This is a genomic window from Christiangramia flava JLT2011 (assembly GCF_001951155.1).
Taxonomy (GTDB): domain Bacteria; phylum Bacteroidota; class Bacteroidia; order Flavobacteriales; family Flavobacteriaceae; genus Christiangramia; species Christiangramia flava.
This window is the reverse complement of the sequence record NZ_CP016359.1, coordinates 2,465,466-2,491,144: the sequence shown is the minus strand read 5'-3', so window position 1 is coordinate 2,491,144 and position 25,679 is coordinate 2,465,466. Positions and strand designations below refer to the sequence as shown.

Sequence of the window (25,679 nt, the reverse complement as noted above, 5' to 3'; positions counted from 1 at the left end):
AAAATTACATTATGCAGGAATTTCTATCCAACCGAGTAACAAGTATGGCCACCTCACAAACCCTCGCCATGGCGGCCAAAGCGCGTGAATTAAAAGCCGAGGGAATTGATATTATTGGCCTGAGCCTGGGAGAACCCGATTTTAATACGCCAGATTTCATTAAAGAAGCGGCGATCCAGGCTATTAATGACAACTACAATTCATACACCCCGGTAGACGGGTATGTAGAATTGAAAGATGCTATTATCAATAAATTTAAAAGAGACAATAACCTTACTTATAACCGCTCGCAGATCGTAGTTTCAACCGGTGCCAAGCAATCTCTGGCAAATGTGGCTATGGTCATGCTTAACGATGGTGATGAAGTGATCCTTCCATGCCCTTATTGGGTTAGTTATGCTGAAATCGTAAAACTGGGCGGCGGCGTTCCTGTGGAGGTGCCTACCAGTGTGGAAACCGATTTTAAAATGACTCCGGAACAGCTGGAAGCAGCGATCACCCCGAAAACTAAGATGCTGTGGTACAGTTCTCCCTGCAACCCGAGTGGAATGGTATACAGCAAGGAAGAATTACGTGGCCTGGCCGATGTTCTGAAAAAACATCCTCAAATTGTGGTTGTAAGTGATGAGATCTACGAACACATCAATTTTGTAGGTGGTCATTTTTCGATGGCTGAATTTGAAGATATGTACGATCGCGTGGTGACCGTGAACGGGGTGTCTAAAGCATTCGCCATGACTGGCTGGAGAATTGGCTATATAGGCGCTCCTGAATATATTGCGCGTGCCTGTAACAAAATGCAGGGCCAGATCACCAGTGGCGCGAACTGTATCGCCCAAAGAGCAGTGATCACGGCTCTGGAAGCACCGGTTTCAGAGATCAGTTATATGGTAGATACTTTCAAAAGTCGAAGAAAACTGATCATTGAATTACTCAGCGAGATCGGCGGTTTTGTGACTACCGAACCGGAAGGTGCGTTTTATGTATTCCCGAACGTTTCGGCTTTCTTCGGAAAGAATATCAAAGGGCATCATATTGAAAATGCTACAGATTTCAGTTTGTTCCTGCTGGAAGAAGCGCATGTGGCTACCGTGACCGGCGATGCTTTCGGAAACCCGGAATGTATCAGGATTTCCTACGCAGCCAGCGAAGACCAGATCAAAGAAGCAATGAAACGAATCAAAAATGCTTTAAGCTAGATTTTTAATACTATATAGAAACCGGCTTTTAGCCGGTTTTTTTATTTCTAATCCTGAAAAGGTGCTCTTCGGAACAATATTTCCAGGATGGTCTTAACCGGAATCTCTTCAGAATTTGCTATCAGATCTTTAACAGTACAGCCAACATCCAGCTGTATTTTGCTATTCATTTTTAAAAAAACCTGCTTATTGATTTGGTTTTCAGTAAGCTTATTGATTAAAAATTAAATCAGCTGAACCATATTTTCGCTATATTCCTGTAAAAATGAAGGCATTAAGAACAGCAAGCTTGCTGTGATCAGCAAATCAACCAACGCCTTTTAGGCCAACATAGAGAATACCATGAACGAAGAGATACAATCTTATAATGAAAAGCTGGAATGGCCATTTCAAGAGATCGCAGATTCACTGGCTTCTATCATTGATAAACAATTGACCGATGCTGAAAATAAAATCTGGCATGCGCAGCCGGTATGGTTTTTAGATGGTAATCCCATCGTGGGCTACAGCAAACAAAAGAACGGACTAAAACTGATGTTTTGGAGTGGTGCCGATTTCAATGAAGAAAACCTGAACATCCTAGGTGGAAAATTTAAAGATGCTTCGATCATTTATAACGCCGTTGATGAAATTAACGAAGACCAATTGGTGAAATGGCTCAACAAATCGAGGGAAATACAATGGGATTATAAGAATATCGTGAAAAGAAAAGGAAAGTTAGAAAGGCTACACTAAAATCATTCTACTGCTGGCAAACTTTTATTCTCTTATCTCTTTCCAAAATTGAATGATTTCAGCAAAGTTTACCGGTATTGCAATTCCCAAAAAATGACAGGCAATTGATGAATAAGGCTTATTTTCTAAGCCCCCTCACAGCCAAAAACTTTCAGTGGAAAATGGACGATTTTCATTCATTTTCAGAAAAAACCGATTTTAAATTTTCGATAAACCGGGAATTAGACGTGCCAAGTTCTGTTCAATCACTAACAAAAAAACAGATGATAGCAAACGATAAATTCAGCAGCTTTTCCATATTAATTCTAACCATTGGATGTGTCTGACAAATAGGTGAAGGTCTTCCGAATAGAAAGGTTCATAATCTGAAATTCAGCTTTCTATTTTTCAGAAGAATAATAAAAACCTGATTTCAACATTCTGAAAAGTTTCAGCGCAATTTGAATCAGCCATTAAAAGCTTCCTTAGCGGTTCCGCCAGAAGAATGGTGTTAAAATGATCAATACGGTAAACAGTTCCAGTCTTCCTATAAGCATCAAAAAGGAACACCACCATTTTCCGAAAGGCGGCAACATATCGAAATTATTAACCGGGCTCAATCCCCCAAAGGCCGGCCCAATATTTCCCAGGGACGAAGCCGCTCCTCCAATAGCTGTTTCAAAATCCAGCCCGAGCGCTGCAAGTCCGATAGACCCAATGATAAAAGACAGCATATAGAGGATAAAGAAGCCCAGAATATTGAAAACGATCTCTTTTCGAATGGATTTTTTATTGAAACGCACCGGCAAAATTGCATTTGGGTGCAAGGTTCTTTTGAATTCTATGATCCCATTCCTGATCATGATAATATGACGCATGACTTTCACTCCTCCGGCCGTGGAACCGGCTGAACCACCCAGAAAAAACATTCCGAAATAGAAAATGGTTAAAAAAGGCGTCCACAGTGTAAAATCTGCTGAAACGAAACCGGTTGTAGTGATGACCGTCAAGACCTGGAACAGCGAATGGCGAAAAGCACCTTCGGCCTTCCCACTAACCAATGGATGATCGATAGAAGAAAGTCCGAAATCAGCATTATAATAAACCACCACGGCCGAAATTATCGTGAAAACGGCCACGAACATAAAGTACCATTTGAATTCGTCGTCTTCCAGCACCCGGCGAACTTTGCCTTTAAAAGCAAAGTAACTCAAGACGAAATTGCTTCCCGCCAAAAACATGAAAAGAATGACGATATACTGGATCATAGGGTTATCGTTCCAGAAGGCCATGCTCGCGTTCTTGGTCGAAAAACCACCGGTTGAGAGGGTACTGAAAGAGTGGTTGATCGCATCGAAAAAACTCATCCCTGCGGCCCAGAGAAGGATGGTCTCTGCCAGGGTATACGAAACATAGATGAGCCATAAACGCTTTGCCGTATCCCGAATTCGCGGTTTGAGCTTATCGGCACTAGGGCCGGGAGATTCTGCGCTGAACAGCTGCATCCCGCCAATTCCCAGTAACGGCAGGATAGCGATGGCGAGCACGATGATTCCCATTCCGCCTATCCAGTGTGTTAAACTTCTCCAGAAAAGAATTCCTTCCGGGATCACTTCAATATCATTCAGAATAGATGCACCGGTTGTGGTGTAGCCAGACATAGTCTCAAAAAAAGCATTCGTAAACCCGGGAATCGACTGACTGATCACGTAGGGCAAGGTTCCGCTAAGCGCCATAAAAATCCATCCGAAGGTTACAATAATATATCCTTCCCGAATTTTCACCTCCTTGCTATGTCCTCTGGTGGTAAACATGAAAAGGGTTCCGCAAAACAGGGTGATCAGCGCTGCCATGGAAATTTCAAGAGTGACGCCATCATTGTAAATCAAGCTCACTAGCGAAGATAGCAGCATGAAACCACCGTTACAAAGGAGCAAAAGCCCCATGACATGCAGTATGATCTTATAGTTCAGCCTTGGCATTAAAGGAAGAGTTTTTCTACTTTATTAATAGAACGTGGCAGGCAGCATACCACCACGCGATCGCCGGCCTGCACCAGGAAATCCCCCAATGCGATCAGGCCTTTGCCGTTGCGAACAATTCCGCCGATGATCGCTGATCTTGGAAAGTCCAGGTCTTTTATTCGTTTATTGGCCACCTGTGATTCTGGTTTTACGATAAACTCCAGCAATTCGGCATTCATATTATTGAGTTTGGTCATCGCGACCACCTCCCCTTTCCGTACATAACGGAAAATATTATTGGCTGCAAGTAGTTTTTTATTGATGAGCGTATCGATCCCTATGGAATGACTTAACTGAAAATAATCCATATTCTCGACCAGGGCAATGGTCTTTTTTACACCTTTGGATTTAGCCACCAGGCAGGACATGATATTGGTTTCTGAATTTCCCGTCACAGCAATAAAAGCATCCATATCATGGATATTTTCTTCTTCCAGCAGCTCCACGTTGCGGCCATCACCATTAATCACCAAGGTTCGCAGTAGTTCATCTGCCAGATCATAGGCCTTTTCCCGGTCTTTTTCCACCAGTTTTACACGAAAATTATTTTCGCAAAGCATCTGAGCGGTTTTTCGGCCAATCTTACTTCCGCCGAGAACCATTACATTTTTGATCTCCTGTTTAACCTTTCCAGTGAGTTTATACAATTCCTCCACCCCGTTCTTCAGCGTGGTAAAATAGACCTGGTCGCCCTCTTTGAACTGCGTATCTCCGCGAGGAATCAGGGTGTACTGAGTTCCAAATCGCTGAATGGCTATGGGAACAAAATTCAGTTCCGGGAAAATCTGCGCCGCTTCTTTCACGCTTTTGCCCACGAAGGTTGCTGTTCTGGAGAGACTTACACCTATCATCGTCAACGCTCCTTCTTCAAATTCATAAGAATCATTGAATGCCGACTGGTTCAAGAGTAACTCGATCTCTCGGCTGGCGAGGGCTTCCGGAGAAATAAGTTCATCTATTCCGAAGCGGGTAAACCCAACTTCACTTTGATTTTCGAGATATTCGGTATTGGAGATCCTTGCGATCGTTCTTTTAGCCCCAAGTTGCTTGGCCAGTACACAAACCGTGATATTCACGGCCTCACTTGAGGTGACACTAATCACCATATCACAGTATTTCACCTGCGCATCTTTCAGAATTTTGATCGAGGAGGCATCGCCTTTGATGGTTCTGATGTCGAGGTGAGTATCGGCGTAACTAAGATTGTCTTTATTGGGATCAATCAATGTAATATCCTGCGATTCAAAAGAGAGCAGTTTTGCCAAATGAAATCCTACTTCACCAGCACCGGCGATAATTATCTTCATAAACTTGGAACAGGTTTCTGTGAAACAAAGTTACGTTATTTCAAAATAAGTAAAAATTAAGGCGTTACTCCCAAAAAATGGGAGAAAAATGAGCAAATTCGGCTTTATCGGTTATCTTTGAAGCAAATTTTTTATATGGGTAAAAAGGTAACCCCTTATAAGGATTCTGAGCTTACCAAGAAGAAGCAGGTAGAACAGATGTTCGATAATATTTCGGGAAATTACGATGGTTTGAACCGTGTTATTTCCCTGGGAACAGATGTTTCATGGAGAAAGAAGGTGGTGCAGGCAGTGGCAGCTACCAAACCCGAAACCATTCTGGATATCGCGACAGGTACTGGTGACCTTGCCATTCAAATGGCTGAAGAGACCAATGCACCAAAGATCATTGGTCTGGATCTTTCCGAAGGGATGCTTCGGGAAGGAAGGAAAAAGATTGACCGAAAAGACCTCGATAGTCGTATAGAAATGGTTCAGGGAGATTCGGAAGCTTTGCCATTCGAAAATGATTCTTTTGATGCCATCACTGTGGCTTTTGGCGTTAGAAATTTTGAAGATCTTGAAAAAGGTCTTTCTGAGATTCAGCGCGTTCTGAAGCCAGGTGGAATTTTCGTGGTTCTGGAGACCTCCGTTCCTACTAAATTTCCGTTCAAACAGGGTTACCAGGTCTATTCCGGGGCGATCCTGCCATTAATCGGAAAACTATTTTCAAAAGATAAAGATGCCTATTCGTATCTTAGTGAAAGTGCCGCAAATTTTCCCTACGGTGAGGCCTTCAACAATATTTTACAGAAAACCGGGTTTATAGATATAAAAGATTTGCCCCAAACATTTGGCGTATCAACCATATATATTGCTTCAAAGTAATACTATGAAAAAAATCTTAACCATCTTCCTGCTTCTGGCGGGACTCAACGCCATGCATGCCCAGCTATTTTCTGGGGAAAGCATTATGAACCAGCAAAACTTCGATCAGCAACGCTGGTCATGGGGGTATTTCCTGGGGTTGAACACCTACGATTTCAATTTTGATTACAAAGAGTATAACTCGGATTATGTGACCGGTCAGGATTTCCGGGTAGAAAAACGAATCGGTTTTAATGTGGGTCTGGTAGGAAATCTGAAGCTCAGTCATAATTTTGACCTGAGACTCGAGCCGGGAGTGAGCTTCAACACCCGCGGCTACCAGGCTGTCAAAGCTGATGCCAATACCTACCGGGAGATCAATTCAACTTATGTGCACATTCCCCTACTGGTAAAATTCAACGCGAACAGGCTGAATAATTTCAGGCCATTCCTGGTTGGTGGTGTTTCTACATCCATCAACCTCAGCAGTAACGAGAATAACCCCGACGATAATAGCGCAGGCCAGTTTCGCATGACCACCAATTCCTATTACTATGAGATCGGCTTCGGAATTGACCTTTACCTGTATTACTTCAAATTAAGCCCTTCCCTTCGCGGCGTTTTCGCGATCAACGATGAACTCATCAGGGATGCTGACCCTAATAGTATCTATACAGGTAACGTAGACAAAATGATGTCTCGAGGCGTTTTTCTTAATTTTGTTTTCCAGTAAACCGTCCTCTTCGGAATTCGCTTAATAGAATAGCAGTCGCCGTAGCTACATTGAGACTTTCGGTTTCCTGATCTACACCGAATTGCGGAATATGAATTTTTTTATCCATGATTTCTGCAATTTCAGGACTAATCCCCTTTCCTTCATTTCCCATTACCAGAACTGCTTTTTCTGAAAGGCCTGTTTGATACACATTTTCTCCCTCCAGCAAGGCTCCATAAGAAACCGCCTGTTGTTCTTGCAGAAAATATTTAAGATCGGTATACACCACCTCAACCCTCGCCAGCGACCCCATACTGGATTGAACCACTTTCGGGTTGAAACAATCGGCAGTATCTCGAGAGCAAACCAGAAATTCAATACCGAACCAGTCACACAACCGGATGATCGTACCCAGGTTACCGGGATCCTGAATTCCATCCAGCACCAACGTAAGCTCTTTTTGTTCAAATGCTAATGTTTCAGGGATTTCAAATACCGCCAGACTTCCGGAAGGGTTTTTCAGAAAAGAGATTTTCCGCAGTTCCCGTTCATCGGTTACAATATGTTCCGGCCAGGCCTCGTTGTGATGAGTAGCGAATAACAGCCGGGGCTTAAAACCCGCTTTTAGAAATTCGCTGATGCTTTTGGTCCCTTCCACCACGAACAATTTATTCTGGTCGCGGTTTTTTTTACGAGAAAGGCTTTTTATTAACTTGATCTGGTTTTTGGTAACCATGCAAAAAATGTATTTTTGAGGCTTTAATATTTGTGTTTGAAACGGCTACCCGCAAAAATATTACTTTTTTCCCTTCTTTTTCTGCTCTTTGGATGCAACGCCGTCAAACGTTTGGAGCCAAACCAGAATCTTTTAACTGAAAACGAGCTGATCACCAACGGGGAGCGCATTCGCGAAGAACGTATTCTGAACCAGATTTACCAGGAACCAAACACGAGATTTCTTGGAATTCCCTTGAGATTGCATTTTTACAACCTGGCCCGGCCAAAAATAGATAGTATTCTTTATCAAAAATATATTGTAGACAGTACCAAACAGCGGTTCATGATTGGGCTGCTTTCCAAGAAACAGTACGAGCGCTTCCTGCATTCTAAATTGGAGTTCAACCAATGGATCAAAAGAACCGGCGAGGAACCCGTGATCGTAAGCCGCGAAGACACCGAAAAATCTCTGGAACGACTGAAGTCCTGGTATTGGAATAATGGCTGGTTCAACGTGGAAGGTGATTATAAGATCATTCCTGCCGAAAAACCCAAAAGAGCCCTCGTGGAATACACGATCACCACGCACAAACCTTACGTGATAGACAGCTTGGAAACACTCATTTCTTCACCCGCACTTGATTCATTGTACCAGTTACACGAAGCGGAAAGCCTGATCAAAGAAGGCGTGCAATACAACACGCTGGATTTTAATGATGAAAGAGACCGGTTGACGGAGATTTTCCGAAACAATGGAGTTTATGATTTCGATCAGGAATTCATTTCCTTCGATGCCGACACTATAAACACTAATCATCGCATTGGCACCACTCTCATCATCAAGAACCGGAGAAACGGTGTGAACGACAGCGTCACTGAGCCCTTCAAGATTCACAAAATAAGCAAGGTCAACATTTTTACAGATTACACGTATGCCAACCGGGACAAACCCATCGCCGATTCGGTAAATGTGAACGGATATTCCATCTATTCTTTCGATGCCATGGAATACAAACCTGAGGCAGTCACAGATGCCGTTTTCATTAAACCCGGCTCGGTGTACAGCGATCTCGACAGAACCCGAACCTATAACCGTATCAATTCCCTGAGGAATTTTAAATATCCTAATATCCAGTTCATTCCAGACCCGGCCGATTCCAGCGGGACCGACCTGGTGAGTAACATTTTCCTGTCTCCGCAGCCCAAATATTCCCTCGGTTTTGACCTGGATGTCTATCAAAGTAATATTCAGAAATTCGGAATTGGTTTCGGGGGCTCATTTCTGATTCGGAATCTATTCGGAAGGGCTGAAAACTTTGAAATTTCCGGAACCGGAAGTATTGGTTCTTCCGCAGATGCGGCAAAAAGCGCTAATCAAAACCAGTTTTTCGATATAACTGAAGTTGGAGCCGATGCAAAATTGTCTTTCCCGAGGATCTTTCTCCCATTCAATACGGAAAAATTTATTCCGAAGCACTTCAACCCCTTTACCAACATGAGTCTGGGAATCAGTTCCCAGCGGAATATCGGGTTGGACAAACAAACATTTTCAGGAATTCTGAATTATGAGTGGACGCCAAACAAGAAACTCACTAACAGCCTGGACCTGCTGAATATACAGTACGTACGAAACCTGAATATTGGCAATTATTTCAACGTTTACCGAAATTCCTTTGATGAACTGAACAATCTGGCCAGGAACAGCAGTTTTCAGTTTAATGATACTTCCGCAGAACCGGTTTTGGAAATCCCTGATGAAGCCGATGAGTTCATTCAGGTAGTCCAGAATGGCCAACCTGGCGTTTTAGGTCTTTCCGAAGAAGAATATTTCAATGTGGTGGACATTGCACAGCGAAAATTCCGCCTTACGCAAAACAACCTGATCTTTGCCACGAATTACACGTACTTATGGAACACCAAGGAAAGTTTGTACGACCAGGAATTCACGCGCTTCCGCTTTAAGATTGAAACGGCCGGGAATATTCTTTCTGCCGTGTCTGACCTGGCAAATTTTCAGAAGAACGAACAGGGACAGTCAGAAGTTATGGGTGTGGCTTTTTCGCAGTATGTCAAGACTGAGATCGACCTGATCAAACACTGGGACCTGGGGCACGAAAATGTGATCGCCGTTAGAGGTTTTGGCGGAATTGCCATTCCGTATGGAAATTCTAACAGTATCCCGATCTCGAAGACTTTTTTCGCCGGAGGACCCAATGACAACCGTGCCTGGCAGGCCTATGATTTGGGCCCGGGAAGTAGCGGCAGCAGGCTGGAGTTCAATGAAGCCAATATGAAACTGGCCTTCAACGGGGAATATCGGTTTGGATTATACGAAGCTTTTAAGGGAGCACTATTTGTTGATGTAGGAAATATCTGGAATGTGCTTGACAATACTCGATACAGCGATTATACTTTTGACGGGATTAAAGACCTCACCGAACTCGCCGTAGGTTCTGGTTTCGGGATACGCTACGACTTTGATTTCTTCGTATTGCGCTTTGATGTGGGCTTCAAAACCTACAATCCGGCCCTGCCAGCCGGAGATCGCTGGTTCAGAGATTACAACTTCAACAACGCGGTATATAATGTAGGGATCAATTATCCTTTTTAAGCCAGTTTATTTTCCTATTTTTGTAAACCTAATTCAACTTAAACTATGAGTCACAACATTAAACCTGGTGTAGCCACGGGAAAAGAAGTACAGGAAATATTCAATTATGCCAAAGAAAAGGGTTTTGCGATTCCGGCAGTTAACGTAATTGGTTCAAGTAGCATCAACGCGGTTCTGGAAACAGCCGCAGAACTTAATTCGCCGGTTATCATCCAGTTTTCTAATGGTGGCGCTCAGTTCAACGCTGGGAAAGGGCTTTCTAATGAAAATGAAAAAGCAGCTATTTTGGGTGCTGTTGCCGGAGCGAAACACGTGCATGAAATGGCAAAAGCTTATGGTGCAACAGTGATCATGCATACCGATCACTGCGCAAAAAAATTGCTTCCATGGATCGATGGTTTACTGGATGCCAGTGAAAAACATTTTGAACTCCACGGGAAACCACTTTACAGCTCTCACATGATCGATCTTTCTGAAGAATCTATCGAAGAGAATATGGAGATTTGCAAAAAATACCTGGAAAGAATGTCTAAAATGGGCATGACTCTGGAAATCGAATTAGGAATTACCGGAGGTGAAGAAGATGGTGTGGACAATACAGATGTAGATTCTTCCAAACTCTATACACAACCTGAAGAAGTGGCGTATGCCTACGAAGAATTGAGTAAAGTAAGCGACCAGTTCACCATTGCCGCGGCATTCGGGAACGTGCATGGTGTATACAAACCTGGAAACGTAAAGCTCACTCCAAAAATCCTGAAAAATTCTCAGGAATATATTACTGAAAAATATAAGGTTGAAGAAAACCATATCGATTTCGTTTTCCACGGCGGAAGTGGTTCTACCGTTGAAGAAATTCGCGAGGCGATTGGATACGGTGTGATTAAAATGAATATCGACACCGATCTTCAATATGCATATCTTGAAGGAATCAGGGACTACATGGGTAGCAAAAAAGATTATTTGGCGGCTCAGATTGGAAACCCTGATGGAGAAGATGTACCGAATAAAAAATATTATGACCCACGTAAATGGGTACGTGAAGGAGAACTGACTTTCAAAGCTCGTTTAAAAAAGGCTTTTGAAGATCTCAACAACGTAAATACTTTATAAAATCATTGTAAAAACAGTCTTTCTTACCAAATAGAAAGACTGTTTTTTATTGAAAACAAATGAAGGAAATGGCTTGGTTTAAAAGAACACAAAAAGGGATTCAAACCCCAACTGAAGAAAAAAAGGATGTACCAAAAGGTTTATGGTATAAATCGCCAACCGGGAAGATTGTAGATGCCGAACAGTTGGAAAGTAACTTTTATGTAAGTCCGGAAGATGGTTACCACGTGCGCATTGGCAGCAACGAATACTTCCAGATCTTATTTGATGACAACAAGTTCAAGGAACTGGACAAAGGCATGACCGCCAAAGATCCGTTAAAGTTCGAGGACACCAAAAAATACACCGATCGTTTGAAGGCTGCGCAGGAAAAAACCGGTCTTAAAGACGCGGTTCGTTGTGCCGTTGGAAAATCCAAAGGAAAGGATGTTGTGATCGCCTGTATGGATTTCAAATTCGTTGGAGGAAGTATGGGATCTGTCGTTGGTGAGAAAATTGCCCGCGCTGCAGATTATGCCATTAAACACAAACTACCATTGATCATCATTTCCAAATCTGGTGGCGCAAGGATGCAGGAAGCCGCACTATCTTTGATGCAGCTGGCAAAAACTTCTGTAAAACTGGCACAGCTGGCAGAAGCGAAACTACCTTATATCTCGCTTTGTACAGATCCTACAACCGGTGGAACCACAGCCTCTTTCGCCATGCTGGGAGACATCAATATTTCTGAACCTGGAGCTTTGATCGGGTTTGCAGGGCCTCGTGTAGTGAAGGACACCACAGGAAAAGATCTTCCGAAGGATTTCCAGACTTCAGAATTCCTACTGGAAAAAGGCTTCCTGGATTTCATCGTTAAACGATCAGAATTGAAAAATAAAGTCAATCTTTACATAGACCTTATTCAGAATCAACCGGTTAGAGCTTAGGCATTTCCGAATAATTCTTTCCAAAAGATAGGTTATTCTGAAATTAGTAGTATCTTTGCCGACTGAAAGAAAAACTTTCAATACATAAAAATCATTTAAATAATATTGGCATGTATCTAGCTAAAGAAAAAAAAGAAGAGATCTTCGCAAAACACGGAAAAAGTAAAACCGATACCGGTTCTGCAGAAGGTCAGATTGCATTGTTCACTTACAGAATTGCACACCTGTCTGAGCATTTAAAGAGCAACAGAAAAGATTTTAACTCCGAGCGTTCACTGGTAAGACTTGTTGGTAAAAGAAGAAGTCTTTTGGATTACCTGATGAAAAAAGACATCATGAGGTATCGAGCCATCGTAAAAGAGCTTGGACTAAGAAAATAAATTTCAGGGGGCTTTGTGCCCCCTTTTTTTATATATTGTTTCAACCTATTTTAGGTTTCAAAAATTGTCGCCCAAAGGGTAGTTTTTCATTGGTCTGGCACAACTACACACAACACAACAACCCGGCCGTCCGGTTAAGACGGAGACCTTTGTATAACAAAAATGATCTGGTGAAGTTATTCAGATCGAACATTCAAAATTATTATGATTCCAAAAACTTTTAGTGAGGTTATCGATTTAGGAGATGGTAGAACCATTTCTCTCGAAACCGGAAAATTAGCAAAACAGGCCCATGGGTCGGTTGTTGTTAGAATGGGAGACGCCATGCTGCTTTGTACAGTAGTATCGTCATACACCCCAACCACGATGGATTTCTTTCCGTTAACACTCGATTATCGTGAAAAATTTGCCGCAGCAGGAAGATTCCCGGGCGGTTACTTCAAAAGAGAAGCCAGACCGAGCAGCGAGGAGATCCTTGTAATGCGTTTGGTAGACCGTGTATTAAGACCATTATTCCCTAAAGATTACAAATTTGAGACACAGGTGATGATCCAACTGATGTCTCATGATGATAATGTGATGCCTGATGCGCTTGCCGGACTTGCTGCTTCAGCCGCTATCCAGCTTTCAGACATTCCTTTCGAAACTCCGATTTCAGAAGTTCGCGTAGCTCGAATCAATGGGGAATTTGTCATCAACCCAAGCGCGGAGCAACTGGAAGAATCAGACATCGATATGATGGTTGGTGCTTCGGCTGACTCGGTAATGATGGTAGAAGGAGAAATGGACGAGGTTTCAGAAGAGGAAATGGCTGAAGCGATCAAATTCGCCCATGAAGCCATTAAAGTTCAGTGTGCCGCTCAGGTAAAACTGGCTGAAGCTTTCGGTAAAAAAGAAACCAGAGAATATGAAGTAGCTGATACTGATGAGGATATCGAAAAGAAAGTTTTTGATGCCACTTACCAGAAAGCTTATGATATCGCCAAAGGAGGAACCAGCAAAAAAGAAAGAAGCGAAGCCTTTTCTCAGTTAAAAGAAGAAGTTCTTGCTATGTTCACTGAAGAGGAGCTGGAAGAAAAAGGTAAAATGATCTCCGGATATTTTGCCGCAGCGCATAAAAAAGCGGTTCGTGACCTTACGTTGAATGAAGGCATCCGTCTGGATGGCCGTAAAACTACAGACATCAGAGATATCTGGTGTGAAGTAGGTTACCTACCTTCTCCACATGGTTCATCAGTTTTTACCAGAGGAGAAACTCAGGCGCTTGCTACCGTAACTCTTGGTACTTCAAGAGAAGCGAACCAAATCGATCTTCCAACGCAACAGGGAGAAGAAAAATTCTATTTACACTATAACTTCCCTCCATTCTCAACCGGTGAGGCTTACCCAATTAGAGGTACTTCCAGACGTGAGATTGGTCACGGAAACCTGGCTCAGCGAGCATTAAAAGGAATGATCCCGGCAGATTGCCCATACACTGTACGTGTTGTTTCTGAAGTTTTAGAATCTAACGGTTCTTCTTCTATGGCAACTGTTTGTGCCGGTACGATGGCATTGATGGATTCTGGAGTACAGCTGAAAAAGCCAGTTTCTGGTATCGCAATGGGATTGATTTCTGAAGGAGATAACTACGCGGTACTTTCAGATATTCTGGGGGATGAGGATCACCTGGGAGATATGGACTTTAAAGTTACCGGTACGGAAGAAGGTATTACCGCCTGCCAAATGGACATCAAGATCAAGGGACTTTCTTACGAAATTCTTGTAAACGCTCTTAAACAGGCTCGTGACGGTAGATTGCACATTTTAGGCAAACTAACTGAAACGATCGCTGAACCAAGAGAAAACGTGAAAGCTCATGCTCCAAAGATCATTACCAGAAGAATTCCTGGAGATTACATTGGTGCACTTATTGGTCCTGGAGGAAAAGTAATTCAGGAACTACAGAAAGAGACCAAAACGGAGATCGTGATCAACGAAGATCCTGAAACGGAAGAAGGAATTGTTGAAATTCTTGGAACCAGCCAGGAAGGAATTGATAAAGTTTTGGCCAAGATCGATGCCATTACCTTCAAACCTGAAAAAGGTAGCGTTTATGAAGTAAAAGTGATCAAAGTCCTAGACTTCGGTGCCGTTGTGGAATATGTTGAAGCTCCTGGAAACGAGGTATTGCTTCACATTTCTGAACTGGCCTGGGAACGTACCAACGATGTGACCGATGTGGTAAATATTGGTGATGTGCTGGATGTAAAGTACTTCGGAATTGATCCTAAGACCAGAAAAGATAAGGTTTCAAGAAAAGCGCTTCTTCCACGCCCTGAGCGTAAAGAAGGTGATCGCGACAGGAACCGCGATAACAATCGCGGGGATCGTGACAACCGTGGTGATCGCAGAGATAACCGAGGTGGTCGTGACAATCGTGGTGATAGAAAACCTCGAAGAGATAATGAATAATTCTTTTCGCAACTTTATAAAAAGCCCGGATAAACCGGGCTTTTTTTATTTCAGTTTGTATGGTTTTCAAATATGCCCGACTAATTAGCAGCGGAAACCGATATATGTGTCTGATTTTCAGAATAAAGTAAATTTTATCAACTTTTTTGTAACATTTTTCGGAATCCCTACGTATAAATAAGTGTAAGAGCTATTCACCATTAAAAATCCAAGGAGAAGATAGATGAGACAACTGAAAATTACGAAGCAGGTAACTAATCGTGAAACTGCTTCGCTGGACAAGTATTTGCAAGAAATTGGAAAAGTAGATTTAATTACTGCTGATGAGGAAGTAGAATTAGCACAAAGAATTAAAGCCGGTGATAACCGCGCTTTGGAAAAGCTTACAAAAGCAAACCTTCGTTTCGTGGTATCTGTAGCGAAACAATATCAAAATCAAGGGCTTACCCTTCCCGATCTTATTAACGAGGGTAACTTAGGACTTATTAAGGCTGCCAAACGTTTCGATGAAACTCGTGGTTTCAAATTCATTTCATACGCTGTTTGGTGGATCCGTCAGTCAATCCTTCAGGCGCTTGCCGAACAGTCGCGTATCGTTCGTCTACCGCTGAACAAGATTGGTTCGATCAACAAAATCAACAAAACATTTGCATTTTTAGAGCAATCTCACGAGCGCCCACCAAGTGCGGAAGAGATCGCAAAAGAGTTAGATATGACCATCAATGACGTGAAGGAATCTATGAAGAACTCCGGCCGTCACGTATCGATGGATGCTCCTTTAGTGGAAGGTGAGGATTCTAACCTTTATGACGTATTGCGTTCTGGTGAATCTCCGAACCCTGATAAAGAGTTACTACACGAATCATTGAGAACAGAGATCGAGAGAGCTTTAGAAACTTTAACACCTCGTGAAGCAGACGTTATTCGCCTGTATTTCGGTCTTGGAGATCAACACCCAATGACTTTAGAAGAAATTGGCGAGACTTTTGATCTAACAAGGGAAAGAGTTAGACAAATTAAAGAAAAAGCCATTAGAAGATTAAAACATACTTCCCGAAGTAAAATTTTAAAAACGTATCTTGGCTAAAAATATTGAAGATGACAACAGTTTAGTGACGGAGTGATGACCCGTCATGAAAATAACTGTTCGTTTTTTGATTGATGAATGACCCCGGCCTGATGAACCGGGGTTTTTTCTTTTTTAAAATAATCTTATGATTTGGAAACCTTAACAGTTGTTCAGTTTTCATAAATTTATCCCGCCGAAAACCACATAGTTCATGCGATACGCTATCTCCTATGTAAGTACAGCCAGTAGAGAAATGTCTAAAGAAGACCTTGAAGGCTTATTACAGGAAACAAAAAAGAATAATAACGAACGAAACATTACCGGAATATTATTGTATTCCGATGGTAATTTCTTTCAGATACTGGAGGGAGAACAGGAGAAAATCGGCGATCTGTACGCCACTATTAAAAATGATCCGCGTCATTATGGTATTATTAAAATTTTTGAAAAACCCATAAAGTCTGCAGCTTACGAAACGTACAAGACCGAATTTATTTCCGAAACCGTGATTTACAACAGTGATCAATTTGATGAATACACCAAATTCCTCGAAATTCTGGATGAACAGTCTCAGCAAAGTGCCCGTAATATTCTGAAAGCCTTTATGAACTAAGCGCTGAAAGAATTTCAGAAACAGCGAATTCTGCGTACTTTTGTTGGAAAGATTTTCCATCATGTCACAAACCCTCATTGCTCCTTCCCTACTTGCTGCCGATTTCGGCAACCTTCAACGAGATATTGAAATGGTAAATAACAGTGATGCCGACTGGTTTCACATTGATATCATGGACGGAGTTTTTGTTCCGAATATTTCCTACGGGATGCCTGTTTTAAAGGCAATTTCAGCCCATACCAATAAACCTTTGGATGTGCATTTGATGATCGTTGATCCAGACCGCTACATTAAAGAGTTTGCTTCGCTGGGCGCCAACATTCTCACTGTGCATTACGAAGCCTGCACGCATTTACACCGTACGATTCAGGCCATTAAAGCCGAAGGCATGAAAGCCGGAGTGGCACTAAACCCGCATACATCCGTAGATTTACTGAAAGATATCCTGCCTGATCTCGACCTAGTACTTGTAATGAGTGTAAACCCTGGTTTTGGCGGACAAAGTTTTATTGAAAACACCTACAACAAGATCAAAAGCCTGAAGGAAATGGCCAGTGAGCTGAATCCTGAGCTGATCATCGAAGTAGACGGGGGTGTGACCAGTGAAAATGCCGCACAACTTTCGGCAGCCGGTGCTAATGCCCTGGTCGCGGGAAGCTTTGTGTTTAAATCAAACGACCAGCCCAAAACCATTAAAAACCTGAAAGAAGTTGCAAATTCCTGAAAAGAACCACTTGGACCTGATCATTGTTGGAGGAGGCCCCATTGGGATCGCCTGCGCCCTGGAAGCCGAAAAGAATGATCTTAATTACCTCATTCTTGAGAAAGGTTGTCTTGTAAATTCGCTTTACCACTACCCTACCAACATGCAGTTCTTTTCAACTTCGGAAAAACTGGAACTGGATAATATCCCGTTTATCAGTGATAAACCGAAGCCTCAAAAGCGGGAAGCTCTGGAATACTATCGTAGAATCGCGACCTCTAAAAACATCAACATTCACCTTTTTGAGGAGGTTTCAACTATTGTAACTGCTGAAAATGGCAAACATCGAATCACTTCTTCCAAAACCAACTACGAGGCCGATAATGTGATTATCGCCACAGGTTTCTATGATATCCCGAATTATATTCATATTCCAGGGGAAGAACTTCCGAAAGTTTCTCATTATTATAATGACCCTCATTTTTACGCCACACAGAAAACGATCGTGGTAGGCGCGAGTAACTCCGCTGTTGATGCCGCACTCGAAATCTTTCGAAAAGGCGGTGAGGTCACTATGGTCGTTCGCAGCCCAGAAATTGGGGAGCGTGTGAAATATTGGGTTCGGCCAGATATTGTGAATCGTATTAAAGAAGGCAGTATCAAAGCATATTTTAATTCCAGGCTGAAGGAAATCAAAGAGGATACGGTCACTCTTGAAACTCCGGAAGGAGAAGAAGTCCTGGAAAACGATTTTGTGTTGTTACTTACCGGTTACCGGCCAAATTTTGAATTCCTGAAAAATATTGGCATCCAGCTTTCTGAAGATGGCCGTAAAATTCCGCAATACGACGAAAAAACCATGGAAACCAACATTCCGGGTATTTACCTCGCTGGTGTGATCTGCGGAGGTGTGGAAACTCATAAGTGGTTTATAGAAAACTCGCGAGTACACGCAAAAATGATCTTAGATCATATTTCAGAAAAAGAAAAAGCCCTGCCAGGCAGGACTTCTTAAAATTCGGAGTTATATCTTCATCAGGAGAACGGAGCATAATCTCTAGGTTCATGCTGAACGGTGACCCATTGTAACCTGGTAAACTCTTCCAGGATAAAATCCCCATTGAATCTCCCAATACCCGAGCCTTTTTCCCCTCCAAAAGGAGCATTTGGTTCATCATTAACGGTCTGGTCGTTGATATGGATCATTCCTGTTTCAACCTTTCGGGCAAAAGCAACCGCTTTTTCAATATTTTCAGAAAATACTGCTCCGCTCAATCCATAATCCCTGGAATTGGCAATTTTGAGCGCCTCTTCCTCGCTAGAAAAACGGATTACCGGCGCCACAGGTCCAAAAATTTCATTTTTGGCTATTGGCATATCATCTTTTACATGGTCCAGAATTGTAGGGGCGAGTACATTCCCATCGTGATTTCCTCCACACACTTTTTTCGCACCGGCTTCCAGGCTCTTATTCAAATCTTCCAGAATACCTTCCAATTGATCGTGATTGATCAGCGGCCCGATGGTGACACCTTCTTCTGAAGGATCTCCATATTTCAAAGCTTCAGTCTTTTCAGTGAATTTCTTCACGAACTCATCGGCAATTGATTCGTGTACCACAAACCTGTTGGTAGACATGCAAATTTGACCCTGGTGCATGAACTTTCCGAACATGGCGGCGTTCACTGCCTTCTCTACATCAGCATCTTTCATCACCACGAAAACATTATTCCCACCGAGTTCGAGCGATGTCTTTTTCACAGCTTCCCCGGCCAGTTTCCCTATATTTCTTCCCACCGGTGTAGAGCCGGTAAACGAGATAAGCTTAGAAACCGGATGTTTCACAAAATAGTCCCCAATCTCAGATCCTTTTCCAATGACCACATTGAACACGCCTTTGGGAAGACCGGCTTCTTCAAATATTTTAGCGGCGATCGTGGCTCCCGTTACTGGTGTTTGAGAAGCTGGTTTGAGCACGATGGCATTTCCCAGCGCAATAGCTGGGGCGATGGAGCGCATGCTTAGGTTTAAAGGAAAATTCCACGGACTAATGATGCCGATAACCCCCAAAGGTTTGCGATAAGCGCAATTTTCTTTTCCCGGTGTTAGTGAATCAAAAATATAGCCGTGGGAGCGGGTTGGAAAAGAAGCTGATTCTTTCATGATTCCCATAGTGATCTGCACCTCTACTTCCGCTTTTACTCGAGTGCTTCCGGCTTCCTTGATCAGCCATTCTATGACTTCTTCCTTTCTACTTTCCAGTATTTGTACTGCCTTCTGAATAATTTCGGCTCGTTTTTGGGGCAATTCTTTTCCCCATGATTCTGCTGCTTTGGACGCGGCCTCATGAGCAGCATCTACATCTTCTTCCGAAGAAGCCTGAATTTCGTGAATGAGTGATTCATCGAAAGGATTCAGATTCTTAATTACAGAATCGCTGTTACCCTTTCCCCAAGTACCATCAATGAACTGAAGATTTAAATTTTCATAGCTTTTCATAGTGTTTTTATTTTCAAGTTACTTAAATGTAACGGGAACACTCGTTAAGCTAATGGTAAAACTGGGAACCGGTTAACGGCGGCGGAAACCTTTCATAGGATCCATAGTAAAAACAACCCCAATATTGAAGGCATTACGGGAATTGCGTACATCGTAAGGCAGGTTTTCAACAATATTCCAAATGCTTCCGAAGCCCTGGTAATCTAAGAAAAGTTGGGTTTTACGATCAATATAAAATTTATAGCCAATACCAAGAGTAACCCCAAGATCATATTCCTGAAATTTGGCACCGGTATCATCTGTGAGAACAATGATGTCTCCCTGGTCATTTTCAGCTCTACCATCCAGCAGCAAAGAAACTGCCGGCCCAAAGTTGAGATAGAAATTATTGCGATTCCCAAAATGCCAGTTGGCGTTGATAGGAACTGTTACATAGTCCAGTTTTTGAGTATATCCAAGGTTATCACGCACCCCCATCTGGTCATAAATAAAACCGCTACGCAGGCTCCAGACCCGGGTAAAATAATATTCGATAATGATTCCTCCAGTGCTGGCAATCCTGGGATCGAAACCAGATTTTGAAGTGAAATAAGTGGAAAGGCTTACACCTGCCTGGGGAGAGATGGTAACATCACCTGGAAATGACTGAGCATTAGTCTTGTAAGCGAAAATCAATAAGAAAATGAGTAACAGGACTCTTTTCATGGTCAGGAAGGAGTTTAGCTTTGTCAAAAATAGCTATTCCGGTTACTTATCCAAGGCCTAATCGGTTAAATCTAGGGAAAAGTTGGTAAAGTTGACTCTCAAAAGTCTCCAAACAAAAAAAGCCAGCACTTTGACAGCACCAGCTCTTTTCCGGGGTATATTGTTTTACTATTGCATCACTACTACGGAAGAAGACTGAATTCCCTTCTGCTTATTTAAAAGCTTGCCGTAAAATTCCAAATCTTCAGCATTTTGGCGAAAAGAATTACTGATCCTGATCTGCGCATCTGTAAGAGGAATTGTATATACTTCCAGTTCCGGGTATTCTGAACTATCTTCAGATACATCAATACCTACTTCGATGCTGTTATTATCGGGATTGTAAACTGCATATTCGGCAAGGAAATTATGCCTGATCAAATCTATACAATCCTGTGATAGTTCCTGACATTCTTCGCATTCATCGATATACTGCTTAATAAGGTTAGTCATTGCAGTTTTTAGCTCGTCGGTATTAAAATAGGCTGCCATAGTTTTTGAAATATTTTAGTTACGTCAACGAAAATATAGTTTAAGGCAGGTGGTAAAAATTAATTGTGTAAGATTTAACGCTATAGTTTAAAAAAAACAAAATTTTAAAGACGGAAGCGGTCTGTTATGTTGTGTTTTTTAAGAATTAAAAAAGCCCGTTCTAAACGGGCTTTTGTTTGCTGAAAATGTTATTTAATCACGATCTGTTTTTCCATGGTCTGCCCGTTTTCCGAATAGACTTTTAAGATATACATGCCGCTCATCAGGTTTCTTTTTTCAAAATTAATAATCTGCTCCATTCCCGCAGCGATCTTTCCGCTATAAATATCCCTTACCATTCTTCCGCTCAGGTCAAAAAGCTTGATCTTAACGAAAGCATCCTGTAGCATGGAAACCTTTATTTCAGCAAGATCATAAACCGGGTTCGGCGCTATTCCCAAATTATTGATCATACTTATTTCAATAGGCGTTTTAGTGACAGCAATTGGTTTGGACAGGCTTTCGCTTTCCTTATTACCTTTGGGCTTATGGATCACAATTGATCCGCCGCCAAGGAGACTGGCGTCGTCAGCAGCTTCGGAAGCCCCGCGCCTGTTATCGTAAACTACATTTGAAGGAACTCCTTTTTCCCAAATTTTAATCCGGAATTTATCAGCAGTGTTTCCAAGCAAGTCACCATCTATCGCAATCAAGCGGAATTCATAATTTCCAAGACCGTTAATTGTTCCTTCACCGGTATAGGTTGCCTTAGCACCCGAAATCACCAGAGACATTGCAGTATGACTGGAACTGGAGAAATTGAGATCACCGGCTTTGAACTGGAAATTCGTATTCCCATCAACTTCCGTAGTATTATTTTTTCCTGATTTATATTTTGCGTTCAATCCAAAATTGGCCTTTCCGGTAACCCCTGATTCCATGGCATTTGCTGGAGAATCGATCCAGCCACCGCCGGTAACAAAACCGCCGTTAGGATCGTAGACCGGCAAGTAAGCTTCTGACTGATCACAACCTGAACCAGCCACCGCTTTCACAATATAAACATCGGCAGGCAATCCCGCTACAGATAAGGCTGCCATCCCCTGTTCATTGGTTAAGGCTTCGCCCTTCCAATTCTCATTCAGGTAAAAGCTAACTCTCACTCCAGGTACAGCGGGCATCACATTGGCCTGTAAAACGGCATTGCTACCTAACTGAACCGGAGTACTACTGGAGCTGGCGTCAATAGAAATTGAATTTATCGTAAGCTCTCCATTTACATAATTGAAATCATAATTGTTATCTGATCCACCTGATACGGTGATAGGATATGACGAACCGGTGCTTCCCCAAGTAGCAGTTGTAGAAATAACAGGTTTTGAATCTAATACTGCTTCGCTTTCCTGGTTAACAAAACCTGAATATTCCATTATAAGCTTAGGGTTATCCTGCCCGCAATATTTGGAAAGATTCGTTGCCGATACAGTTAACGTAGCTTTATTAATTTTTAAGGTTCCAGAAATAAAATGAAGGTCGTAATTGACACTGGTTAATCCCTGAGGAATAATTTCATAAACTCCGAAGTCAACGGAACCATGGCTACTGCCTCCGAAAGAGAGTAGACCGTCAAGGACAAGTTCTGTTTCATTATTCACGAAACCAGCATAATTTACGCCATTCCCTCCTGCAAACGGAACTCCATCATAGGTTTTATCTTTATCTATTGCAGTGATCGTTAAAGGAGCTTTCTGAATGGCAATTTCAACTGAACCGGACGCGTCGTTGTAGTTTCCGGTAACATCCGAAAATGTCCAGTTAGCAATTCCGCCGGGTACGTTGATGAAAGATGCTCCCAAATCCAGCCCGGCAAGATCGTTACCTGAAAGATCCTTGGCTGATCCGCTGGCTCCGTGAGCCTGGGCATCATAAATTCCGGAGTAACCCACCACGGAAATTTCAGCATCGGCTTTCTGAATCGCAATTTCAACTGAACCAGAAGCATCGTTGTAGTTTCCGGTAACATCCGAAAATGTCCAGTGAGCAATTCCACCGGGTACGTTGGTGAAGGATATTCCCAAATCCAACCCGGCAAGGTCATTCCCTGAAAGATCCTTGGCTGATCCGCTGGCTCCATGAGCCTGGGCGTCATAAATTCCAGAGTAACCCACCACGGAAATCGTAGCATCGGCTTTTTCAATGGCAATTTCAACTGAACCGGAAGCGTCGTTGTAGTTTCCGGTAACATCCGAAAATGTCCAGTTAGCAATTCCGCCGGGTACGTTGGTGAAGGATATTCCCAAATCCAACCCGGCAAGGTCATTCCCTGAAAGATCCTTGGCTGATCCGCTGGCTCCATGAGCTTGGGCGTCATAAATTCCAGAGTAACCCACCACGGAAATCGTAGCATCTGCCTTTTCAATGGCAATTTCAACTGAACCGGACGCGTCGTTGTAGTTTCCGGTAACATCCGAAAATGTCCAGTTAGCAATTCCGCCGGGTACGTTGGTGAAGGATGCTCCCAAATCCAGCCCGGCAAGATCATTACCTGAAAGATCCTTGGCTGATCCGCTGGCTCCGTGAGCCTGGGCATCATAAATTCCGGAGTAACCCACCACGGAAATTACAGCATCGGCTTTCTGAATAGCAATTTCAACTGAACCGGACGCGTCGTTGTAGTTTCCGGTAACATCCGAAAATGTCCAGTTAGCAATTCCGCCGGGTACGTTGGTGAAGGATATTCCCAAATCCAGCCCAGCAAGGTCATTCCCTGAAAGATCTTTGGCTGATCCGCTGGCTCCATGAGCCTGGGCATCATAGATTCCGGTGTAACCCACTACAGAAATTACAGCATCGGCTTTCTGAATGGCAATTTCTACTGAACCGGAAGCGTCTTTGTAGTTTCCGGTGACATCCTTAAACGTCCAGTTAGCAGTTCCACCGGGTACGTTGGTGAAAGATGCTCCTAAATCCAGCCCGGCAAGGTCATTACCTGAAAGATCTTTGGCTGATCCGCTGGCTCCATGAGCTTGGGCGTCATAAATTCCGGAGTAACCCACTACGGAAATTACAGCATCGGCTTTACCAATATTAAAAGTTTTCGAATCACTACTCGGGAAGTGATTGTCATCACCATCGTAACTATAACTGGCTGTAGCAGTTCCCGCTGTGATGTTATCAGAATAGGTGGCTGTCGGACTCAAATTTAATCCTACTCCGGTAACAGTCACGGTTGCTGGTTCTATAGGTGCATTACTATAAGTAAAAGGTCCACCATTAATGGTAACTGTAGTAGTAGAAATTGCCTTGAAAATAGTGGCAGTTGCAGTACTTACCGATAGCAATTTATAATTTGCCGCGTGAGCTCCTGAAAGTTGCGCACCGGTCAGAAATACAGCTTTGTTTGTTTCAGCATTCGGATCAGAGAAATTGGCAGTGCCTCCCGAAATACTGACCTGGTCTTCAGGCAACACTCCTGTTAGAGAAATGCTGGTAATGCTAGCCAAAGTATTTGTATCATAGGTTTTATCAGAAACAGTGAAAATCCCAGTAATATCCTTTGCTTTTACTTGGAGACCAGCCGCAGCAGAATACACCGTCCCGCAGGAATTGCTAACAACCACGCGATACTGAGATTCGGTAAAAGAAACGGAAGGCTTAGTAATTTGCAAAGTGGCAGTGGAAGTGTTCGAGTAAAAAAGATTATCACTAAGGTTTTGAAACCCCGAACCAGTATCTACCTGCCACTGGTAAGCCAGCGCGTCTCCTGAAGCCACTACCGAAAATGAAACATTTTCACCGTAGGTTTTAGATTGCCATGAAGGCTCGGAAGAGATATTGGGAGAAGTACATTGTGATCCTATTACTTGCAAATTTTTTGAAAATTCCGATCCGGCGTAGGGATTTTTATTTGGATCTCCTTTGAACTCAGCCTTTATACCATTTACCCCATTATAATTACCAATCGGTAACTCGACTGTATAACTTATAGTAGCAGAACCTTCGGAATTAGTTTTAGCTTCACCTATATAAGTTCCATAAATGTAAAAAATGATATCTCTGCCAGATATCCCTTTGTTTTGACCAACACAGCCCTCGCAGCTCTGATTGCCTTTTTGAGTGAGCTGTGCAGAGATTGTTATGTTCGAAAACTTCTCAGCTATTTCAGGCGCAGAAATTTTAATATCGCTATTAGCATCTGTAAAATAGGCATTCGCGATTAATTTAGAATCACTTCCTAATGCTGTAAGTACGAAAGCAACACCAACATGATTCTCCTTAATCAGAAATTCATCGTAATAAATATCACCGGCACCGCTTGCATATGTAAAAAAATTGTGAGAATTGATACAGGTCTCGGGTTTCGGGTCCTCCTCAAAAGTAAAAACCACCTTTTCACCGGGTGTCCAGCCTGTGCCCGTTATGATCACATATTCTCCCGGCGCATAATCATCTTTATCTGTCGCCACGGTTTGAGCATAGCCAAAACCTGAAAAAATCAGAGTAAGTAAAAATGTGCAAAAGAACATTTTTACTGCTTCTGAAGAAAGTAGTATTTTCTTCATCGTAAAAAATAA

At 42.6% G+C, this 25,679-nt stretch carries 21 protein-coding genes; 13 read left to right on the top strand and 8 right to left on the bottom strand.

Going from position 1 to position 25,679, the window contains the following annotated elements; translation table 11 throughout:
- The first annotated feature begins 11 nt into the window (after positions 1-11).
- Positions 12-1,199 (top strand): pyridoxal phosphate-dependent aminotransferase, encoded by a 1,188-nt coding sequence (locus tag GRFL_RS10865; protein ID WP_083646094.1) that lies wholly within the window; start codon positions 12-14, stop codon positions 1,197-1,199.
- A 47-nt stretch (positions 1,200-1,246) separates the two neighbouring features.
- Here GRFL_RS10865 and GRFL_RS18295 read toward each other — a convergent pair whose 3' ends face one another.
- Positions 1,247-1,369: a hypothetical protein gene (locus tag GRFL_RS18295; RefSeq protein ID WP_257787355.1), complete on the bottom strand. Its 123-nt coding sequence runs from the start codon at positions 1,367-1,369 to the stop codon at positions 1,247-1,249.
- 172 nt (positions 1,370-1,541) lie between these two features.
- Here GRFL_RS18295 and GRFL_RS10860 point away from each other — a divergent pair, with 172 nt between their 5' ends.
- Positions 1,542-1,934: a DUF1801 domain-containing protein gene (locus GRFL_RS10860; RefSeq protein ID WP_083644641.1), complete on the top strand. Its 393-nt coding sequence runs from the start codon at positions 1,542-1,544 to the stop codon at positions 1,932-1,934.
- A 464-nt stretch (positions 1,935-2,398) separates the two neighbouring features.
- Here GRFL_RS10860 and GRFL_RS10850 read toward each other — a convergent pair whose 3' ends face one another.
- Both GRFL_RS10850 and trkA read right to left on the bottom strand, forming a co-directional pair.
- Positions 2,399-3,895 (bottom strand): TrkH family potassium uptake protein, encoded by a 1,497-nt coding sequence (locus GRFL_RS10850; RefSeq protein WP_083644639.1) that lies wholly within the window; start codon positions 3,893-3,895, stop codon positions 2,399-2,401.
- A complete protein-coding gene (gene trkA, locus GRFL_RS10845) occupies positions 3,895-5,244 on the bottom strand; it encodes a Trk system potassium transporter TrkA (RefSeq protein ID WP_083644638.1) in 1,350 nt (449 codons plus the stop codon). Before trkA ends, GRFL_RS10850 begins: the two co-directional genes overlap by 1 nt.
- A gap of 135 nt (positions 5,245-5,379) precedes the next feature.
- On the opposite strand from trkA, the gene ubiE reads away from it, so the two are divergent.
- Together ubiE and porT are read left to right on the top strand one after the other, a co-directional pair.
- Entirely contained in the window at positions 5,380-6,111 is a 732-nt protein-coding gene (gene ubiE, locus GRFL_RS10840) for a bifunctional demethylmenaquinone methyltransferase/2-methoxy-6-polyprenyl-1,4-benzoquinol methylase UbiE (RefSeq protein WP_083644637.1), read from the top strand.
- 4 nt (positions 6,112-6,115) lie between these two features.
- Complete coding sequence (gene porT, locus GRFL_RS10835; RefSeq protein ID WP_083646092.1) at positions 6,116-6,823, top strand: type IX secretion/gliding motility protein PorT/SprT; 708 nt, start codon at positions 6,116-6,118, stop codon at positions 6,821-6,823.
- Here the strand turns inward: porT and GRFL_RS10830 are convergent.
- Positions 6,804-7,541, bottom strand: a complete 738-nt coding sequence (locus GRFL_RS10830; protein ID WP_083644636.1) for a TrmH family RNA methyltransferase — start codon at positions 7,539-7,541, stop codon at positions 6,804-6,806. The two genes, porT and GRFL_RS10830, sit on opposite strands and share 20 nt — an antisense overlap.
- Before the next feature lie 30 nt (positions 7,542-7,571).
- On the opposite strand from GRFL_RS10830, the gene tamL reads away from it, so the two are divergent.
- From tamL to GRFL_RS10785, 9 genes are all read left to right on the top strand, one after another.
- A complete protein-coding gene (tamL, locus tag GRFL_RS10825) occupies positions 7,572-10,133 on the top strand; it encodes a translocation and assembly module lipoprotein TamL (protein WP_479873608.1) in 2,562 nt (853 codons plus the stop codon).
- 45 nt (positions 10,134-10,178) lie between these two features.
- Complete coding sequence (gene fbaA / locus GRFL_RS10820; protein ID WP_083644634.1) at positions 10,179-11,246, top strand: class II fructose-bisphosphate aldolase; 1,068 nt, start codon at positions 10,179-10,181, stop codon at positions 11,244-11,246.
- A gap of 68 nt (positions 11,247-11,314) precedes the next feature.
- On the top strand, positions 11,315-12,172 hold the full coding sequence (gene accD / locus GRFL_RS10815) for an acetyl-CoA carboxylase, carboxyltransferase subunit beta (protein ID WP_083646090.1): 858 nt from the start codon (positions 11,315-11,317) through the stop codon (positions 12,170-12,172).
- Positions 12,173-12,282: 110 nt separating this feature from the next.
- On the top strand, positions 12,283-12,552 hold the full coding sequence (rpsO, locus tag GRFL_RS10810) for a 30S ribosomal protein S15 (protein ID WP_083644633.1): 270 nt from the start codon (positions 12,283-12,285) through the stop codon (positions 12,550-12,552).
- 204 nt (positions 12,553-12,756) lie between these two features.
- Complete coding sequence (locus GRFL_RS10805) at positions 12,757-15,006, top strand: polyribonucleotide nucleotidyltransferase (RefSeq protein ID WP_083644632.1); 2,250 nt, start codon at positions 12,757-12,759, stop codon at positions 15,004-15,006.
- A gap of 223 nt (positions 15,007-15,229) precedes the next feature.
- The gene (locus GRFL_RS10800; protein ID WP_072552879.1) at positions 15,230-16,093 is read left to right on the top strand and encodes a sigma-70 family RNA polymerase sigma factor; all 864 of its coding nucleotides are present in this window, start codon (positions 15,230-15,232) and stop codon (positions 16,091-16,093) included.
- A gap of 193 nt (positions 16,094-16,286) precedes the next feature.
- Positions 16,287-16,688: a BLUF domain-containing protein gene (locus GRFL_RS10795; RefSeq protein WP_083644631.1), complete on the top strand. Its 402-nt coding sequence runs from the start codon at positions 16,287-16,289 to the stop codon at positions 16,686-16,688.
- Between the two features lie 61 nt (positions 16,689-16,749).
- Positions 16,750-17,412 (top strand): ribulose-phosphate 3-epimerase, encoded by a 663-nt coding sequence (gene rpe, locus GRFL_RS10790; protein ID WP_083644630.1) that lies wholly within the window; start codon positions 16,750-16,752, stop codon positions 17,410-17,412.
- A 10-nt stretch (positions 17,413-17,422) separates the two neighbouring features.
- Complete coding sequence (locus GRFL_RS10785; RefSeq protein WP_236995791.1) at positions 17,423-18,406, top strand: YpdA family putative bacillithiol disulfide reductase; 984 nt, start codon at positions 17,423-17,425, stop codon at positions 18,404-18,406.
- Positions 18,407-18,426: 20 nt separating this feature from the next.
- Here GRFL_RS10785 and GRFL_RS10780 read toward each other — a convergent pair whose 3' ends face one another.
- The 4 genes from GRFL_RS10780 to GRFL_RS10765 form a co-directional block, all read right to left on the bottom strand.
- Positions 18,427-19,890: an aldehyde dehydrogenase family protein gene (locus tag GRFL_RS10780; protein WP_083644628.1), complete on the bottom strand. Its 1,464-nt coding sequence runs from the start codon at positions 19,888-19,890 to the stop codon at positions 18,427-18,429.
- Positions 19,891-19,962: 72 nt separating this feature from the next.
- Positions 19,963-20,595, bottom strand: a complete 633-nt coding sequence (locus GRFL_RS10775; protein ID WP_083644627.1) for a porin family protein — start codon at positions 20,593-20,595, stop codon at positions 19,963-19,965.
- 168 nt (positions 20,596-20,763) lie between these two features.
- Complete coding sequence (locus GRFL_RS10770) at positions 20,764-21,126, bottom strand: hypothetical protein (protein WP_083644626.1); 363 nt, start codon at positions 21,124-21,126, stop codon at positions 20,764-20,766.
- Positions 21,127-21,314: 188 nt separating this feature from the next.
- On the bottom strand, positions 21,315-25,667 hold the full coding sequence (locus tag GRFL_RS10765; RefSeq protein WP_083644625.1) for an MBG domain-containing protein: 4,353 nt from the start codon (positions 25,665-25,667) through the stop codon (positions 21,315-21,317).
- Positions 25,668-25,679: the final 12 nt, after the last annotated feature.

Bases quoted from the DNA above. Each gene is read 5' to 3' on its own strand.
- GRFL_RS10830 (WP_083644636.1), bottom strand. From the start codon at position 7,541: ATGGTTACCAAAAACCAGATCAAGTTAATAAAAAGCCTTTCTCGTAAA.
- GRFL_RS10850 (WP_083644639.1), bottom strand. From the start codon at position 3,895: ATGCCAAGGCTGAACTATAAGATCATACTGCATGTCATGGGGCTTTTG.
- GRFL_RS10805 (WP_083644632.1), top strand. From the start codon at position 12,757: ATGATTCCAAAAACTTTTAGTGAGGTTATCGATTTAGGAGATGGTAGA.
- GRFL_RS18295 (WP_257787355.1), bottom strand. From the start codon at position 1,369: ATGAATAGCAAAATACAGCTGGATGTTGGCTGTACTGTTAAAGATCTG.
- GRFL_RS10865 (WP_083646094.1), top strand. From the start codon at position 12: ATGCAGGAATTTCTATCCAACCGAGTAACAAGTATGGCCACCTCACAA.
- GRFL_RS10765 (WP_083644625.1), bottom strand. From the start codon at position 25,667: ATGAAGAAAATACTACTTTCTTCAGAAGCAGTAAAAATGTTCTTTTGC.
- GRFL_RS10770 (WP_083644626.1), bottom strand. From the start codon at position 21,126: ATGGCAGCCTATTTTAATACCGACGAGCTAAAAACTGCAATGACTAAC.
- GRFL_RS10795 (WP_083644631.1), top strand. From the start codon at position 16,287: ATGCGATACGCTATCTCCTATGTAAGTACAGCCAGTAGAGAAATGTCT.
- GRFL_RS10775 (WP_083644627.1), bottom strand. From the start codon at position 20,595: ATGAAAAGAGTCCTGTTACTCATTTTCTTATTGATTTTCGCTTACAAG.
- GRFL_RS10800 (WP_072552879.1), top strand. From the start codon at position 15,230: ATGAGACAACTGAAAATTACGAAGCAGGTAACTAATCGTGAAACTGCT.
- rpe (WP_083644630.1), top strand. From the start codon at position 16,750: ATGTCACAAACCCTCATTGCTCCTTCCCTACTTGCTGCCGATTTCGGC.
- ubiE (WP_083644637.1), top strand. From the start codon at position 5,380: ATGGGTAAAAAGGTAACCCCTTATAAGGATTCTGAGCTTACCAAGAAG.
- GRFL_RS10780 (WP_083644628.1), bottom strand. From the start codon at position 19,890: ATGAAAAGCTATGAAAATTTAAATCTTCAGTTCATTGATGGTACTTGG.
- porT (WP_083646092.1), top strand. From the start codon at position 6,116: ATGAAAAAAATCTTAACCATCTTCCTGCTTCTGGCGGGACTCAACGCC.
- trkA (WP_083644638.1), bottom strand. From the start codon at position 5,244: ATGAAGATAATTATCGCCGGTGCTGGTGAAGTAGGATTTCATTTGGCA.
- GRFL_RS10860 (WP_083644641.1), top strand. From the start codon at position 1,542: ATGAACGAAGAGATACAATCTTATAATGAAAAGCTGGAATGGCCATTT.
- rpsO (WP_083644633.1), top strand. From the start codon at position 12,283: ATGTATCTAGCTAAAGAAAAAAAAGAAGAGATCTTCGCAAAACACGGA.
- fbaA (WP_083644634.1), top strand. From the start codon at position 10,179: ATGAGTCACAACATTAAACCTGGTGTAGCCACGGGAAAAGAAGTACAG.
- accD (WP_083646090.1), top strand. From the start codon at position 11,315: ATGGCTTGGTTTAAAAGAACACAAAAAGGGATTCAAACCCCAACTGAA.